The 15,280-nt window shown below is 65.9% G+C and carries 13 protein-coding genes and 1 pseudogene; 4 read left to right on the forward strand and 10 right to left on the reverse strand.

Translation table 11 applies throughout. The annotated features are described in order from the left end of the window. Positions 1-61 precede the first annotated feature (61 nt). On the reverse strand, positions 62-709 hold the full coding sequence (locus tag QJR12_RS01745) for a TetR/AcrR family transcriptional regulator (RefSeq protein WP_300575475.1): 648 nt from the start codon (positions 707-709) through the stop codon (positions 62-64). A 178-nt stretch (positions 710-887) separates the two neighbouring features. Between QJR12_RS01745 and QJR12_RS01750 the strand changes: the two genes are divergently transcribed. Next, positions 888-1,013, forward strand: a complete 126-nt coding sequence (locus tag QJR12_RS01750; protein WP_213440583.1) for a hypothetical protein — start codon at positions 888-890, stop codon at positions 1,011-1,013. A gap of 40 nt (positions 1,014-1,053) precedes the next feature. On the opposite strand, the gene QJR12_RS01755 is transcribed toward QJR12_RS01750, so the two are convergent. The 3 genes and pseudogenes from QJR12_RS01755 to QJR12_RS01765 form a co-directional block, all read right to left on the reverse strand. Further along, positions 1,054-2,475, reverse strand: coding sequence for an NAD(P)(+) transhydrogenase (Re/Si-specific) subunit beta (locus tag QJR12_RS01755; protein ID WP_300575479.1), 1,422 nt, complete (start codon positions 2,473-2,475; stop codon positions 1,054-1,056). Positions 2,476-2,597: 122 nt separating this feature from the next. Further along, positions 2,598-2,888: pseudogene (locus tag QJR12_RS01760) on the reverse strand (proton-translocating transhydrogenase family protein); the annotation flags it as partial. Between the two features lie 28 nt (positions 2,889-2,916). Continuing rightward, entirely contained in the window at positions 2,917-4,035 is a 1,119-nt protein-coding gene (locus QJR12_RS01765) for a Re/Si-specific NAD(P)(+) transhydrogenase subunit alpha (RefSeq protein WP_300575481.1), read from the reverse strand. 1,064 nt (positions 4,036-5,099) lie between these two features. Between QJR12_RS01765 and QJR12_RS01770 the strand changes: the two genes are divergently transcribed. Together QJR12_RS01770 and QJR12_RS01775 are read left to right on the forward strand one after the other, a co-directional pair. Continuing rightward, positions 5,100-6,311 (forward strand): acyl-CoA dehydrogenase family protein, encoded by a 1,212-nt coding sequence (locus tag QJR12_RS01770; protein ID WP_300576486.1) that lies wholly within the window; start codon positions 5,100-5,102, stop codon positions 6,309-6,311. A gap of 1 nt (position 6,312) precedes the next feature. Next, entirely contained in the window at positions 6,313-7,134 is an 822-nt protein-coding gene (locus QJR12_RS01775) for a tyrosine-protein phosphatase (RefSeq protein WP_300575483.1), read from the forward strand. A gap of 99 nt (positions 7,135-7,233) precedes the next feature. On the opposite strand, the gene QJR12_RS01780 is transcribed toward QJR12_RS01775, so the two are convergent. The 5 genes from QJR12_RS01780 to QJR12_RS01800 all read right to left on the reverse strand — a co-directional run bounded on the left by QJR12_RS01780 (position 7,234) and on the right by QJR12_RS01800 (position 12,637). Then, positions 7,234-8,097: an SDR family oxidoreductase gene (locus QJR12_RS01780; RefSeq protein ID WP_300575485.1), complete on the reverse strand. Its 864-nt coding sequence runs from the start codon at positions 8,095-8,097 to the stop codon at positions 7,234-7,236. 225 nt (positions 8,098-8,322) lie between these two features. Continuing rightward, a complete protein-coding gene (locus QJR12_RS01785; protein ID WP_300575487.1) occupies positions 8,323-9,738 on the reverse strand; it encodes an aldehyde dehydrogenase family protein in 1,416 nt (471 codons plus the stop codon). Positions 9,739-9,963: 225 nt separating this feature from the next. Then, on the reverse strand, positions 9,964-10,893 hold the full coding sequence (locus tag QJR12_RS01790) for a class I SAM-dependent methyltransferase (RefSeq protein WP_300576489.1): 930 nt from the start codon (positions 10,891-10,893) through the stop codon (positions 9,964-9,966). 41 nt (positions 10,894-10,934) lie between these two features. Further along, a complete protein-coding gene (locus QJR12_RS01795) occupies positions 10,935-11,897 on the reverse strand; it encodes a class I SAM-dependent methyltransferase (RefSeq protein ID WP_300575489.1) in 963 nt (320 codons plus the stop codon). A gap of 98 nt (positions 11,898-11,995) precedes the next feature. Beyond that, positions 11,996-12,637: a TetR/AcrR family transcriptional regulator gene (locus QJR12_RS01800; RefSeq protein WP_300575491.1), complete on the reverse strand. Its 642-nt coding sequence runs from the start codon at positions 12,635-12,637 to the stop codon at positions 11,996-11,998. 146 nt (positions 12,638-12,783) lie between these two features. Between QJR12_RS01800 and QJR12_RS01805 the strand changes: the two genes are divergently transcribed. Continuing rightward, positions 12,784-14,199 carry a chloride channel protein gene (locus tag QJR12_RS01805; protein WP_300575493.1) on the forward strand — a complete coding sequence of 472 codons (1,416 nt, stop codon included), beginning with the start codon at positions 12,784-12,786 and terminating at the stop codon, positions 14,197-14,199. A 22-nt stretch (positions 14,200-14,221) separates the two neighbouring features. Here the strand turns inward: QJR12_RS01805 and QJR12_RS01810 are convergent, their stop codons facing one another. Beyond that, positions 14,222-15,139, reverse strand: a complete 918-nt coding sequence (locus tag QJR12_RS01810) for a DNA-3-methyladenine glycosylase 2 family protein (protein WP_300575495.1) — start codon at positions 15,137-15,139, stop codon at positions 14,222-14,224. Positions 15,140-15,280: the final 141 nt, after the last annotated feature.

Here is a 15,280-nt window from a genome sequence, read left to right on the forward strand (position 1 = left end):
CGGCGAGACGCCGGTCAGCGGTGCTCGACTTGCCCCGAGACGCACCCCAAGACAATCCAGATCATCGGCGTGTGTCGCTTTCGACCGTCGGGCCCAGCGGCGACTCCCTGCGGATGGATTCGTCCCGGATCAATCCCCGCAGCAGCGCGGTGCTGAACTCGGCCGCGATTTCCTTGGCCGTGCGCCGCCCACTGGGCCGCAGCCAGCGGTAGCTGCCCAGCGTCATCCCGATATAGCCCAGGGCCACCACGTGCGAGTCGCAGTCGTAGAACTCGCCGCTGGCGATGCCGCGGTCGATAAGGCCGTGCACGTGCTCATAGACCTGGGCCTCCTTCTCGCGGATCTCGGCGACCTGCTCTTCGGTGAACCACTCGGTGATATAGGGCTGCTCCTGGAAATACACCGCGGCCTGTTCGGGATTTCGCGCGATCCCGGTCAGCAGGCGGACGGTGTACTGATACAGCGCTTCGCGGGCGGTCCAGGACGGATCGTCGTGTACGGCGGCCAGCGTTGCCTGGGCGGCGCGGCGGTAGATATCGAACAGGATCAGCGACTTGCTGGCGTAGTAGTGGTAGACCGTCGCCTTGTTCAGACCGACCACATCGGCAATGTCGTCCATTCGGGTGCCGTGATACCCCCGGGCCGCGAACAGCTTGGTGGCTACCGCCACTAGCTCTTCACGGCGGGAGACCCCGTTTTCGGATGGCATGGCTACTCACTATCAGAGTCACTGTCAGAGCACTATCGGAGCACTATCGGCGCGGCCGGCTGGTGGTGCGGTCTCAATCAACTAGTTGGACAGTTTAGGCAATGCGATTGTTCGCTGTCGTCCCGTTCCCGGATGGGGGTACACTGCTGCACGAAGTTGCGACTCGAGAGGTGAGCCGATGGATCCGAATCCGGACTACGACATGAGCGACGAGATCGAGTTCTTCTTCAATTACATGACGTGGGGTTTTCGTGGTGTGGTCGATGGCAATGGCTACCCGCCGCCGGCCTATCCTCCGGTCTGATCCGTCTCACCCACCCGCGTCGGCAGGAGCGGTCGGCGCACTACAGGGCTTTGAGTTCCTCGGTCACTTCGGTCACTGACTTTTTGGCGTCGCCGAACAGCATGGTGGTGCCGTCGGCGTAAAACAGCGGGTTGTCGATGCCGGCGAACCCGGAGTTCATTGACCGCTTGAGCACGATCACCGATTTCGCCTTGTCCACGTTGAGAATCGGCATTCCATAGATTGGCGAGTTGGGCTCGTTGCGCGCCGCCGGGTTGGTGACGTCGTTGGCGCCGATGACCAGCGCGACGTCGGTGCGGGCGAACTCGTCGTTGATGTCGTCCATGTCCTTCATCGCGTCATAGTCGACCTCGGCCTCGGCGAGCAGCACATTCATGTGCCCAGGCATGCGCCCGGCGACCGGGTGGATGGCGTATTTGACCGGTACCCCACGGGCTTCGAGCAGCGTCGCCAGGTCCTTGACGGCGTGCTGGGCCTGCGCGACGGCCATCCCGTAGCCGGGCACCACAATCACCTGATTGGCGTAGGCCAGTTGGATGGCTGCGTCGGCGGCGGAGGTGGACTTGACGTGCCTGTCACCGCCGGCGCCGGCCACGGCGACTCCCCCGCCACCGAAGCCACCGGCGACGATGGCCAGAATGGAGCGGTTCATCGCCTTGGCCATCAGGTTCGTCAGGATCGAACCCGAGGCGCCGACGATCATGCCGGCCACGATCATCGCGGTGTTGTTCAGCGCCAGCCCCGCCGCCGCCGCCGAGAGCCCGGTCAACGCGTTGAGCATGGAGATGACGACCGGCATGTCCGCGCCGCCGATCGGCAGCACGACCATCAGCCCCAGCGCCCCGGCGGCGGCCAAGAGCCCGATCATCCACCACAGCGGAGCCCCGCCGCTGCCCGGATGCGCGTGTACGCCGATGACGACGGCGCACGTCACCGCGGCGGCCAGCAGGAACACGTTGAGGGGCTGCTGCGCGGCGCCGACCCCGATGGGCCGGCCGGGCAGGATCTCCTGCAGCTTGCCGAACGCGATGCACGAGCCCCAGAACGACACCGACCCGATGATCGCGGCGAACAGCGACGCCACCACGATGTGCGCGGTCGGTGACTCGCCATATTTGAACGCCGAAAACCCGGTCGTTTCAATGAATTCCGACAAGGAGATCAGCGCCACCGTGCCGCCGCCGACACCGTTGAAGAAGGCCACCAGCTGAGGCATCGCGGTCATCTTGGTGAACCGGGCCGGCGGGACACCCAGCACCACACCGAGCACCAGGCCGGTGACGATCAGCATCCATTGGGTGGTATGCCGAATCAAGATCAGGGTGGCGATCACCGCGATCCCCATCCCGACCGCGGCGATCAGGTTGCCCCGCACCGCGGTCTTGGGTCCCGTCAAACCCATCAGGCCGTAAATGAACAGCGCGAACGACACGATGTAAAGCAGCGTGACCAGGTAATTCATCGACGTTGCCCATCCGTGTCGGCCACGCCGGATTGTCCGGCTCCGCCCGCCACCGGCTCGCGGCCGGGAAGGCCGCCATCGCGAACCGCTTGCCGGGCGGTAGCGCCGGAATCGACACGTTGTGGCTTCTTGCCCTTGAACATCCCCAGCATCCTGTCGGTGACGATGAATCCGCCGATCACGTTCAGCGTGCCGAACACCAACGCGACGAACAGGATGATCTGCAGTGTCACCGACGGATGCTCGATGCGGCCGAGCAGCAGCAGTGCGCCCAGTACCACGATCCCGTGGATGGCATTGGTGCCCGACATTAACGGGGTGTGCAACGTGTTGGGCACCTTGGAGATCACCGCAAAGCCGACAAACCCGGACAACACCAGGATCGCCAGATTCGATAGTAGTTCGTCATACATGGCTGGCCTCTCCCTCGGTTATCAGCGATTAGCGCCGCTTCGCATCGCTGCGCGCTGCATCGTCGCCGGTGCGGGTCACGCAGGTCGCAGCGACCACCTCGTCGTCGAAATCGGGTGCCAGTCTGCCGTCCTTGATCAGCAAGTCCAGTAGCGCCGTGATGTTTTTGCTGTAGAGCTCGCTGGCGTGCTCCGGCATGCTCGCCGGCAAGTTCAGCGGCGCGGCGATGGTGATGTCGTGTTTGACCACGGTCCGGCCGGGCTCGCTGAGTTCGCAATTGCCCCCGGATTCCCCGGCAAGATCCACCACGACACTGCCGGGCTTCATCCCTTTCACCGCCTCAGCGGTCACCAGGCGCGGCGCCGGCCGTCCCGGCACCAGCGCGGTGGTGATCACCACGTCGAAACCCGTGATCGCCTGCTCCAGTGCCTTCTGCTGCTGGTCCCGCTCCTGCTCGGTCAACTCCCGGGCGTACCCGCCCTCGCCGGACGCCGTGACGCCCAGGTCCAGCCACTGTGCACCGACCGACTCCACCTGCTCGGCAACCTCCGGACGCACGTCGTAGCCGGTGGTGCGTGCACCCAGCCGTTTCGCGGTGGCTAACGCCTGCAGCCCGGCGACACCAACACCGAGCACCAGCACGCTGGCCGGCTTCACCGTACCTGCGGCCGTCGTCAGCATCGGGAAGAACCGGGTCAACTCCGAGGCGGCCACCAATACCGCCTTATACCCGGCCACGTTGGCTTGCGACGAGAGCGCGTCCATCGACTGCGCCCGCGAAATCCGCGGGATCGCCTCCAGGGCGAACGCCTGCACACCGGCTGCGGCCAAAGCGCCGATCTGGTTGTCGGCAACACGCGGCGCGAGGAAACCGATCAACGTCTGCCCACGGCGCAACTTGCCAACCTCCTCAGGGGTCGGCGGCGCGACCTTGACCACGATGTCCGCCGCCCACGCATCCCCGATGCTGGCGCCGGCCGCGGTGTAGAGGTCGTCGGGAAGCATCGCCCGCCTCCCCGCACCCGACTCCACCACAACCGCCACACCGTTGTTCACCAGCGGCGCCACCGCCTTCGGCACCAGTGCCACCCGCCGCTCGTCGGGCCGGGACTCGGCAACCACCCCAACCGTTGTCTCTGTCTGTGTCATCACGTGCGCATCTACCTTCTGGAATCCTTTTGGGCTGCCCCCTCGACCGCTCCTGCGCAATACCCTAATTCCGGGTAGTTCCAGGCTGGTGGCCGGATTGGTGGCCAGTTCCCCGTGATCGGGCGGTAAGTACATGCGGCATCGCGGCAGTGGTACTCGTGGTGGTGGATGTCAAACCGGATGGTCCGCACGGTTCGAGCCACTGGCGCCGGTCTTGGGATTGGCGCGGGTGACGCGTCCACGCGGTTTCGGGTTTCATGGCATTCGGGTAGTCGATGAAAGGCACACCACTCCTCGGTCTTCTCGATTCGATGGCAGCCGGCACGCTCTGTAGGCACCACCAGGGGCCGGGCAACAACTGCACTGGCCGTGCCGACAGATTGCCCAGCGATTGGGTCTCACGACCGTCACAAGCTAACCTCATATTTCCTATTTGTGATATTTGTGATATTCAAGGCACGCACGTACTGGACACCTCCGAGCTGCCGCTCCTACCTGCTACCTGACCAAAACACCTGGTGGTTGCGGGTCTAGTATCACCGCCGGCCGTTCTCCTCGGCTGTTGCAAAACGGGTAGGACACAGTGGACGATCGCAAAGAGGCCGCTGGTAAAACCATGCTTTTCATGGTCAGTCACCCCGACCGGAATCGGTAGGGATAGAAATCCTGTGAAATCACAAAATCAGCTTGTGTGAGCGAAGCCATAGCCCGCTCGGCGGGGGCTACTGATGTTTCATCTCGGCCCGTTGCGCCACCGTCTTCGCCAGCCCTTTGACTTCCCGGGCTCGTCGATCCCAGACGTGCCGTTCGCCGCTTCGGTGGGCGTGCCATTGGCGACGACCACCGTCTCGGGTTTCGGCCGCCGTCCGCAAAGATGCTCGCGGCCCGCGGAACCCGGCGTGCTCCCGCCGGAAGCGGGATGGTACCGCTTTGGTTGCGCGCGGCCGCTTCGCGGGGACCGCTCCCGGGAAGGTCCGGGAGCTGTCATCATTGCTGCCGGATTGCTGCCGGCCCGACGACGCGCCGTCCCGCGGTGTCCTATCGTGGCGGGCATGGATTTCGCAATGTCAGCCAAGGCCGCCGACTACCAGAAGCGCCTGTCTGACTTTATGACCGAGTACGTCTTTCCGGCCGAGGCCGACTACGACCGCTACCGGCGGGAAGCCGGTCCCCACGACCACAGCGTGCCGCCGATCATTGAAGAGCTCAAAAGCAAAGCCAAAGAGCGTGGCCTGTGGAACCTGTTCCTGCCGGCCGAGTCAGGCCTGACCAACCTGGAGTACGCCCCGCTGGCCGAACAAACCGGCTGGAGCATGGAACTCGCCCCGGAAGCGCTTAACTGTGCCGCACCGGACACCGGCAACATGGAGATCCTGCAGATGTTCGCCACCGAGGAGCAGCGCGCCCAATGGCTGCGCCCACTGCTCGACGGCGAGATCCGCAGCGCGTTCTCGATGACCGAGCCGGGGGTCGCCAGCAGCGATGCCCGCAACATCGAAACCACCATCATCCGCGACGGTGGCGACTACGTCATCAACGGCCACAAGTGGTGGACCTCGGGGGCGGCCGACCCCCGCTGCAAGCTGCTCATCGTGATGGGCCGCACCAACCCCGACGCCGCCGCCCATCGCCAGCAGTCGATGATCCTGGTGCCGACGGACACCCCGGGGGTGACGATCGTGCGCTCCACCCCGGTGTTCGGCTGGCAGGACCAGCACGGGCACTGCGAGGTGATCTACGACAACGTCCGGGTGCCCACCAGCAATCTGCTCGGCGAAGAAGGTGCCGGATTCGCGATCGCTCAGGCGCGGTTGGGGCCGGGCCGAATCCACCACTGCATGCGTGCGTTGGGCGCCGCTGAACGCGCGCTGGCGCTGATGGTGGACCGAGCCCGTAATCGGGTGGCGTTCGGTTGTGCGCTAGCCGATCAGGGTGTGGTCCAACAAGAAATTGCCAAGTCCCGCAATGAAATAGACCAGGCCAGGCTGTTGTGCGAGAAGGCAGCCTGGACCATCGACCAGCACGGCAACAAGGCGGCCCACCTGTTGGTCTCGCAGATCAAAGCGGTGGCTCCGCAGGTAGCCTGCAATGTCATCGACCGAGCCATCCAGGTACACGGTGCGGCCGGAGTCAGTGACGATACTCCCTTGGCTCGGCTCTACGGCTGGCATCGGGCGATGCGGATCTTCGACGGTCCGGACGAGGTGCATTTGCGAACCATCGCCCGTGCTGAACTCACCCGGGAGAAAAGCGCTTTGGCTGCGGCGGTCACGTGATATGGCTGCGACTGTTCGAGAACTGAAGGGGGCGTGGAACTTTCGCGACGTTGCAGAGAGTGTCGGTGCACTGCGCCCTGGGCGGCTTTTTCGTTCCAGCGAACTGAGCCGCCTCCACGACGACGGCCGGGCCGCTTTGGCTCGGCTGGGCATCACCGATGTGGCCGACCTGCGCTCACCCCGCGAGGTCACCCGCCGGGGACCGGGCCGGGTTCCCGACGGTGTAATTACCCACCTGCTGCCGTTCCCCGACCTCGGCACCGACCAAACCCACGCGAATGGCGCGGCACCGCATAAGCGGGCATTCCGGCAGCTGCTGGCCGGCGCGCTCGACAACCAACCGCCCGAGCAGGCCGCGGCCCGTTACATGATCGAAGAGTACCGTCGATTTCCCACCGCCAACGGTGCAGAACACGCGGTGCGACAGGTGATGTCGCTGCTAGCTGCCGGCCGTTCGCTGCTGGCGCACTGCTTCGCGGGCAAGGACCGCACCGGATTTATCGTCGCGGTCGTGCTGGAGGCGATCGGTGTCGAGCGTGACGCGATCCTGGCGGACTACCTGCGCAGCAACGACGCGGCCCCCAGCCTGCGCTCGCGGATTGTGGAGATGATGCGACAGAACGCGGACACCGGGCTGACCCCCGAGGTGGTGGCGTTCGCCCAGGCCCGCCTCTGCGACGAGGTGCTCGGTGTCCGTGAGGAGTACCTGGCGGCCGCGCGGCAGGCAATCGACCAAGCCTACGGTTCGCTAGACGGCTACCTGCATGCCGCCGGCATCACTGCGACCGACGTCGCCCGGGTGCGTGGTGCACTGCTCAGCTGAACTCGTGACACGTCACAACCGGCCCGCCGTCCGGCGGGCCGGTTCCCTGCGCGGCAACGCCTCGAGACGATCCATCCGGTCATCAACGCCAAGGCGTTGCTAGCGCAGCGCGAAGCTGGCCTGCTTGGCGTTGGACAGGTCGGTAATCTGCGCCCACCGCGCAGCCACCTCATCCACCGCCGGCGGATTTTCAAAGCTGACGCCCGCGTTCTCGAATAACGCCACTCGTTGTATTTGGCCGCCGCCCACGATGAACACCGATCCGTTATCGCTGCATTCCTCGGTGCACAGATACCCGACCACCGGCGCGACGAACTCGGGCTTGAGCTTGTCCAACACCTCCGGTGGCAAAATGTCCTGCGTCATCCGGGTCTTCGCCAGCGGCGCGACCGCGTTGGCATGAATGTTGTATTTGGCACCTTCCAACGCCAAGGTGTTGATCAAGCCGACTAGCCCCATCTTGGCCGCCCCGTAGTTGGCCTGCCCGAAGTTCCCGAACAGACCACTGGTCGAGGTGGCGACGACGACACGGCCGTAGCTCTGCTCGCGGAAGTGCGGCCAGGCCGCCCGCAGTACGTTGTAGCCCCCGTAGAGATGGACCTTGAGCACGGCGTCCCAATTGTCGAACGACATCTTGTGGAAGGTGCCGTCGCGCAAGATGCCGGCGTTGCTCACCACACCATGCACCGCGCCGAACTCATCGAGCGCGGTCTTGATGATATTGGCCGCTCCTTCCGCACTGGCGACGCTGTCGTAATTGGCAACAGCACGGCCGCCGGCCGCTTTGATCTCGCCGACCACGTTATCGGCCATCGCGGAGCCTGCACCGGTGCCGTCCCGGGCGCCGCCGAGGTCATTGACCACGACACACGCGCCTTCGCGCGCCAGGGTCAGGGCGTACTCGCGGCCCAGTCCCCCACCGGCTCCGGTAACGACGATGACACGGTCCTGCACTCCGGGCATAAGCGTCCTTTCTACGGGTATCGGTCCGGCTCCTCCTCGGGCCGCCCGGCCCTCGTCGTCGCCGACCGGTCTCATGGTCCGGCTCCTCCTCGGGCCGCCCGGCCCTCGTCGTCGCCGACCGGTCTCATGGTCCGGCTCCTCCTCGGGCCGCCCGGCCCTCGTCGTCGCCGACCGGTCTCATGGTCCGGCTCCTCCTCGGGCCGCCCGGCCCTCGTCGTCGCCGGACTAAAACAACCGGCGCGCCAACTTCTGCGCCCTCTCTGTATACGGGGGGTAGATAAAGCTCGACAAATCGGGTCGGGTCGGCTTGGTGAGCACCGACTTGCGGTGACTGAACTCCTCGAATCCCCAGCGCCCATGGTAGGCACCCATGCCCGAGGGGCCAACACCACCGAACGGCAGCTTGGAGGTGAAGTATTGGAAAGCCAGGTGGTTGACCAGCATGCCACCTGCGGGCACCTCTCTGATCACCCGCTCGCGCACCGCACGTGTTCTGGTGAACAGGTACGCTGACAACGGCTTTGGCCGAGAATTGACGAAACGTATTGCCTCATCAAGCGATTCGACAGAAACAATCGGCAAAATCGGGCCGAAGATCTCGTTTACCATCAGCGGCTCATCGGGATCGGGGTCGACGACCACGGTCGGCTGAATCCGCAGACCGGGTGCATCGGTTTTACCGCCGAGAACGATGGTGCCCTTCGTCTTGGCCAGGCAGTCGGCCAGCCGATCGAACTGGCGCCGATTGACAATGCGCATTCCGCCGGGTTCGTCAGCCTGAAACGTGGTGATGGCCTCGCCGATCTTGGCCACCAGCTGATCGCGGATCTTCGCGTCGACCAGCACGTAATCGGGCGCGATGCACGTCTGACCGGAGTTCAGCAGTTTGATCCAGGCGATCCGCTTCGCCGCGACATCCACGTCTGCGTCCGCCGCGACGATCACCGGGCTCTTACCCCCCAATTCCAGGGTTACCGGGGTCAGGTGGGGCGCGGCGGCTTCGTAGACTTTGCGGCCGATCTCGGTGCCGCCGGTGAACGCCACTCGATCGAAGCCCTCGGCGATCAAGCGCTGGCTCACCGCGGCGTCACCCTCGATCACCACGATTGCGTCGGTGTCCAGGTAGCGTGACGCCAGTTCGGCAATCAACCGTGACGACGCCGCGGCGATCTCAGAAGGCTTGAGCACCATTGTGTTTCCGGCCGCGATCGCCCCAATAGCCGGACCCAGCGTCAGCAGAAACGGGTAGTTCCATGCCCCGATGATCAGCACCGTCCCGTAGGGCTCGTACTCCACCCAGCCGCGGCCCGGCAGTTGCGCACGTTCGAGCAGCCGGTACCTACGACGCATCCAGCGGCCTACGTGCCTGGCCGCATACCTCGCCTCGGCGGCGGTGCCCGCGACGTCGGCCATCCAGGCCTCGAAAGGTTTGCGATCGAGATCCTCCGCGAGCGCGCCGGCAATCGCGGACTCGTTCTCGGCCATCATTCGTTCAATGGCACGGAGCTGGGTGCGCCGCCACTCCAGAGTCCGGGTGCGACCGGTTGCGAATGTTTCCCGCAAGTGGGCCACTGTCTTGGGGATATCCGGACCGGACGATACCTTTGCCTCAGCGGTTTGTGCGGTGGTTTCAGTCGTCATTGGGGTCCCCTTTCTGACCGCCGGAATGCCCATCCTAACCAACCGCTCGGTTGGGCAACAGATGTCCGTGGGCCGATACCGACCACCGCCGCCGTCGGCGCTTTTCCGCCGTCACGGTGCCGCCGACCGCTAGACACGCCTTTCACCCGGGGCAGGAATCCCGTGGCTCACCGTTTTTGCCAGCGAACCCGCAGCCGGTCGACCGGGATCGTCGCCGGCTGAGTGTTACCGCCGCTGCCCCGTCACAAACTCGGCGAACGCATCCTTGTCATCGCCCATCGGCACGCCGTCGATCCATCGGCCCAGCCGACGCATCTCGTCCGCCGAATTCTGGGCGACAGCCCGCCAGCCGTGCGCATTGAGCCACTCGACGACGACCCCGCGGTTCTCGTCGTGATAAATCAGATCCTGGATATCGACGCTGTGCTTGATGCCCAACGCGTCGGCCACTTTCTGAAACCGCTCCCGCATTTCCCGTCGCCGCTCATCGGGGTGGCTGGCCGCGGTCTCGACCGCGATCCGGCTGCCGGGCGAACTCAGTTCGGTGATCCGCTCAAGCAGCCGATCCTGCGCCTCGGCGGTCAGATACATCAGCAGCCCCTCGGCAAGCCACGCCGTCGCGGCCCCTGGGTCAAAACCCTTGCCGAGCAACGCGGTCGGCCAGTCTTGCCGGAGGTCGACGGGAATCTCCCGGCGCTCGACGGACGGCGTGACGCCGTGCGCTGCAAGTGTCTGGGCCTTGTAGGCGAGCACCTTGGGCTGGTCGACCTCATAAACCGTGGTGCCCGCCGGCCAGTTCAGGCGGTAAGCGCGGGAATCCAGCCCGGAAGCCAAGATCACCACCTGCCGGACCCCGGCCCGCACCGCCTCGGTGAAGTAAGCGTCGAAGAAATGCGTCCGCACGGCTTGATAGTTGCGCATGTGGTGGAAGAGTTTCGCGCTCTCCGCGTCGATGGACTCCAGCTTGGCGACCATCGAGTCGTCAAGCATCGCCTCCCATACGCCGGTGCCGGCGTCGGCGACGAGCAGCTTCGCGTAGGGGTCGCGGATCAGCGGATCGGGCTGGTCGGTTTCGATGGCCCGGGCGGCCGCCACCATCACCGCGGTGCTGCCGACGCTGGTGGTGATGTCCCAGGTGTCGTTGTCGGTGCGCATCGTGCTCATCGAGTCCCGCTTTCTGCGACTGCTTTTCGCGATCAGCCGGCCGCAACGCCGGCCGCGCCGAAATATGCTCGCACCAGTGTGCTGTTCACGGTTGCGTCAAGCAGGTCCTGGGGTATCGGCCGGCCCAGTCGGGCCATCTCGTCTCGGCTGTTGACGGCCTGCACCTGCCAACCGTGGTCGGCGAGCCACTGTACGGCGTCCGCACGGCCGGCGTCGCCGTAGGTCAGGGTCTCGACGTTGACATCCAGACCGAGCCGTTCGCGTATCCGCGCCCACCGGGCCCGGCGCGCCGCCCGGGAGCGCTGGTTGTTGGCGTCGAAACTGAACACTTCGACGGCGATCCGGCTGCCCGGTGCGCTGAGCGTGGTGATCCTCTCGAAAAGCCGGTCTTGAGCGTCGGCGGGCAGGTACGGCAGCAGCCCTTCAGCCAGCCACGCGGTCGGTTGGGTGTGGCCGAAACCGGCAGTCGTCAACGCCGCCGGCCAGTCGTCACGCAGGTCCACCGCGACCGCGCGCCGCGTCGCCCTGGGCGCTATCCCGTGCGCTTGCAGTATCCCGGTCTTGTACTCCAGGACTTTAGGCTGGTCGATCTCATAAACCGTGGTGCCCGCCGGCCAGTTCAGGCGGTAAGCGCGGGAGTCGAGTCCTGCGGCGAGGATCACCACCTGACGAATGCCGTCGCGAACCGCCACCTCGAAGTACTCGTCGAAAAAGTGGGTGCGCACCGCCTGGTAGTCGCAGCTCACCCGGTGGGCTCGACGCCCGTTCTCGTCATCGGCGATCCAGCCCATATCGGGGCTGGCGAGCCGCGCCCACGCCGGCCCGGCTGACGACACCAGCAGGTGGGCGAACTCGTCGCGGATCAGCGGAGCCGCTGACGCCGTCTCGACCGCCCGGGCGGCGGCGACCGATAACGCCGTGGCGCCGACACTCTCGGTGATGGCCCAACTGTCCCCTTCGGTGCGCACCCTCACCACGTCATTCAGATCAGTCATGTCGTGAGCCACCCTATCAAATAACTTAGGAAAGCTATACGTTGTGTGGGCGACGTCACTGCGGGCCCGCCATGTCGCAGTGGATTGCGTTGTTGAACTCAGGGTTCCGGTTCGGCCCGCCACAGCGTGCCGGCCAGCAATTGACGCAACACCTCACTGATGGCCCGCACCCGCGGAGGATCCCCCAGGAATCCGGCGTAGAAGCCGATGCCGCACAGCACCGCCAGCAACGTCTCGGTCACCGAAGGAGCGTCGGCATCGCCGGCGAGTTCACCACGATCGACCGCGTCGTTGACCGCCCGGGATAAGAATGACCGGACCACCGGCAACGCTTCGTTTTCGCCACCGCCGAAATCCGGATGCCGTTGCGATTCCAGCACGGAGGTAATCAGAAACGCCGCGGCCGATGGATTCTCGGCATCGGCCTGAATCGCGGCGGCAATAAACGCCGATAACCGTCCGGGCAGCGTCGTCTCACGCTGGGCACGCTCGATGGCCGTGGTGACGAGCAGGTCGTTGGTCTGCTCCACGACCTCCCGATACAGCATCCGCTTGTTGGGAAAGTAATGGTTGATGGCCGGGCGGGTCAGATCCGCGCGGACCGCGATGGCCTGAAACGTCGCGGCGTCGTAGCCGCGTTCGCTGAATACCTCCCGAGCTGCGCGAACAATCCGTTTTCGCGTTTCCGCCGCTTTCGCTGCAGGGGGACGCCCCGGCCCCCGCCTCGCCGTTTGCGGCACAGCCGAATTGTGCCACAGATCAATGAAGCCGAAATTAAGCCGACTCCCCGGGCAAACGGCCGCCGCGCCGTCGCCGGTCTCGATCGGCACGGGGCGACCCGTCTTGAGCCGCTGCGCACCGGCACCACCGGTTAAGGTCTGAAGTCATGCCAGACGCGGACGGAAACGGCCGTGACAATGCCGGTGGGCGGTTCGGCGCGTTTGTTCGCGATGCCGAATACCTGCGTAAGTGGCTCGTCTTGGGCATCCTGGTCGGCGTCATCGCCGGTTTGGGGGCGCTCACCTTTTATCTGGCGCTGAAATACACCACCGGATTTCTGCTGGGGGACCTGGGCGGCTACCGCGTCCCCACGCCGCTCGGCGAGGGCAACAACCCCGGGTCGGCCGGCTACCGTCGGCCGTGGGCGATCCCGCTGGTGACGACGGCGGGTGCGCTGGTCTCCGCGTTCATCGTGGCCAGGTTCGCCCCGGAAGCCAAAGGCCACGGCACCGATAGCGCGATTGAGGCCGTCCACACCGACCCGCGGGCCATTCGCGCCCGGGTCGTGCTGGTGAAGATCGTGTCCAGCGCGCTGACCATCGGCTCGGGTGGCTCCGGTGGTCGGGAGGGGCCCACGGCCCAGATCTCGGCCGGCTTCGGCTCGCTGCTGACCCGCCGACTGCACCTGACCGACGACGACGGCCGCATCCTGGTTTCCTTGGGCATCGGCGCGGGCATCGGGGCCATCTTCGGCGCTCCCCTGGGCGGCGCGGTGCTGGCGGCGTCGATCATCTACCGCGACGATTTCGAGTACCGCACGCTCTACCCGGGTTTCATCACCTCGGCCACGGCGTACGCCGTGCTCGGCTCGTTTCTGGGCTTTGACCCGATGTTCGGCTACATCGATGCCGAGTACCGATTCGAAGAAGCCTGGCCGTTGCTGTGGTTCGTCGTCCTCGGTGTGGCGGCGGCCGGGGTTGGCTGGTTGTACGCCCGCGTTTTCTACGCCGCCGATGCGTTGACCGAGCGGCTGCCCGGCGGTCCGGTGCTCAAACCCACGATAGGCGGGCTGGCGGTCGGATTGTTGGCATTGCTGATCCCGCAGGTCCTCAGCAGCGGCTACGGCTGGATACAGCTGGCCACCGGCAAGGAGTCACTGTCGGCGTTGCCGTTGTGGATTGTCGTCGTCCTCCCGTTCGCGAAGATCATCGCCACATCGCTGTCGATCGGCACCGGCGGTTCCGGCGGCATCTTCGGACCCGGGATGGTGATCGGGGCATTTGTGGGGGCCGCGGTCTGGCGGCTGGGCGCGCTATTACACTTGCCTGGGATACCCGACGCCCCAGGGATATTCGTCGTAGTCGGCATGATGGCCTGCTTCGGCAGTGTCGCCCACGCACCGCTGGCCGTGATGATCATGGTCGCCGAAATGACCGGATCGTTCGCGGTGGTGCCGGGAGCGATCATTGCGGTGGGATTCGCCTCGCTGCTCATGTCCCGCAGCCCGGTGACCATCTACCGGGCGCAACGGCTCAATCGCCAGACCGCCGAGGCCGAACGTCAACGCGCGGCGCAGCGCTGAGCGGGTCCCCCGGGGTGATGGCTTACAGCGAGCCGATGTTGTGCACCGCCAAGCGCGGCGCGCGCCGCGGCTCGCGGGCCAGGCCGCTGGCTTGCAGCAAGCGGATCACCCGATGGCGGTGCGGTCGCATCGGTTCCAGCAACTCGAGCATGACCGCGTCGGTGACGGGGTGACCCAACAGCGTCCAGCCGATCATTTTCGGGATGTGGTAATCACCCACCGACACCACGTCGGGGTCACCGAACGCCCGTTGAACGGTCTCGGCCGCGGTCCACGCCCCCACCCCCGGCACCGACATCAGCGCCGCCAGCGCCTGCGCCGCCGGGCGCGACACCAGCCGCTCCAGCGACGCCGCCCGGCGCGCGCAGCTAACGACCGTGCGGGCCCGTCGCGGATCGACATTGGCCCGGTGAAACTCCCAAACCGGAATCTTTTGCCACCCGTCGGCGGACGGCGGCACCCGCATCCCCGCCGGCGCCGGCCCGGGCGCCGGCGTACCGAACGTGGACACCAGCATGCGCCACGACCGGAAGGCGTCCACGCCGGGCACCCGCTGTTCGAGGACCGCCGGGATGAGTGCCTCCAGCACCCGGCCGGTGCGGCCCAGCCGCAGGTGCGGCACCCGCCGGTGTGCGGCGGCGACCGTCGGGTTGCGCGGCGTGAAATCCGACGCGTCGTCGTCGGCTCCCAGGAGCGCCGGAAGACCGTCCAGAAATTCCTCCGCGCCGTCTCCCCACGCGACGCAGTCCACGGCGGTGGCCTCCGCACGGCTGATGCGGGCCGTGACCGGCCCGGTGGGCAACAGGCTGGTGCGCCAGATCGTGCGATCGGGGGCAACCCGAAAGCAGGGGTCGCGCGGTCCGCGGCGCAGCGGCGCCAAGGTGATTCCGATGGCGACCACGCCCGGGAACGTGACCCTTCGGGTTCTCGTCGCTACCACTCGCGTCCCCTCACCGCAGATCGCAACGCGAATCGCACCAGATCATAGGCTCGGCGCGGCGCGGTGCCCGGCGGCACGCGCATGATTGACCACGGCCGGCCTCAGCGACAGGATGACACTGTGATCCGCGCCGGTGAGGAT

The sequence above is a fragment of the Mycobacterium sp. genome (genome assembly GCF_029961025.1).
GTDB lineage: Bacteria > Actinomycetota > Actinomycetes > Mycobacteriales > Mycobacteriaceae > Mycobacterium.